General features: G+C 64.6%; 2 protein-coding genes. Both read right to left on the bottom strand.

The window, feature by feature from the left end; all coding sequences use genetic code 11:
* On the bottom strand, window positions 1-638 hold a 638-nt coding region (locus tag NKH52_RS35350), incomplete at its 3' end, for a UPF0149 family protein (RefSeq protein ID WP_352658191.1).
* Window positions 590-1,196, bottom strand: a 607-nt coding sequence (locus tag NKH52_RS35345; protein WP_352658194.1) for an IS66 family transposase, incomplete at its 5' end; no start/stop codon positions are given. The genes NKH52_RS35345 and NKH52_RS35350, both read right to left, overlap by 49 nt.

Genomic DNA, 1,196 nt, shown 5'->3' with positions numbered 1-1,196 from the left:
GGATCGTAGTGGGTGACGTAGTGGAGTTCGCGCAGGGCGGGGATGACGAGGGCGGTGTCTTTGTAGGCCTCATGCTCGATGAAGCGCGCGGTCTCGGGCCCCGGCCTGGGCTTGCCGATGACGGGCCTGCCCTTTTTGTCGACGCAGTAGATCAGGATCGGCAGCAGCAGGCCGTGGTTGGGGTTGTTGAGGTCGAGTAGCGATTTCCATTTTTTGATGTTGAAATTGATGGCCGCGTAGAACCCCTGGCACCACGGCCGCGGGTCGATGCCGCCGCTGGGCTTGGTAGCGAATCGGGGCGCATAATCCTGCGGTCTGTCGAAGAGCGTCTCGTTGATCCGGTTGTGGATCCTGGCGACGCTGGCAAACACGGCGTGATCGGTTGCAGAGCCTTTGGCCAGGACGTCGCGCCGCAACCCCATGAGCGGGCACATCCAGTCTTGCGGGTCCGCGAACCGCGGCCCGGTGACCGCCGCGGTTACGAAGCCATCCAGCGCCGACATCGTCCGCACCAGCGGGCGGGGGTTGGTCTTGACGGCCATCCAGGCCTCCAGCGCCTCGTCCGACAGCGCCATGTCATCGATCGCGCTCATGCCGCCAACGGGAGCGGCATCGCTTGGCGGCGTGCCCAGTTCCACGGCATCAGCTCATCCCATCGCGAGGCTGGCCAGTCGTTCTGGATGCGCTCGGTGACATCGGCCATGTAGGCTTCGGCATCGACGCCGCAGAGCTTGCAGGTCTCGATGATGCTGAGCACGACCGCTGACCGCTCCGCCGCGGCGAAGCTGCCCGAGAAAAGCCAGTTGCGCCTTCCGACCGTAAATCCACGAATGGCCCGCTCCGCGATGAGGTTGTCGGGCTCGAGTTGGCCATCGTAGAGGAAGCGATTGAACGCGCGCCATCGGTTGGTGCCATAGGCGAAGGCCTTGGCGATATCGGCATGGCGCGACAAACCCTTGCCCTGGCGCATGAGCTGTCGTCGCAGCGCGAGGACCAGTGGTCGGGTTCGCCTTCGTCGTGCGGCCAATCGCTCGGCGGGCGGCAGCCCCCGTATCTCTTCCTCGATCCGGTAGATCGCCTGGATACCGGCCATGGCCGTCGTGCTGAGCTCGGTCGGCTGGCTGTCGTGAACGTCGAATATCTTGCGGCGCAGATGGGCCAGGCAGGCAGCTTCTCGAATTGCGCCACCCTTGTAG

Origin of the sequence: Mesorhizobium sp. M1066, assembly GCF_040318635.1 — a bacterium.
Taxonomy (GTDB): Bacteria; Pseudomonadota; Alphaproteobacteria; order Rhizobiales; family Rhizobiaceae; genus Mesorhizobium.
The sequence above is the reverse complement of the archived record's forward strand: the minus strand, read 5'-3'. Positions and strand labels throughout refer to the sequence as shown.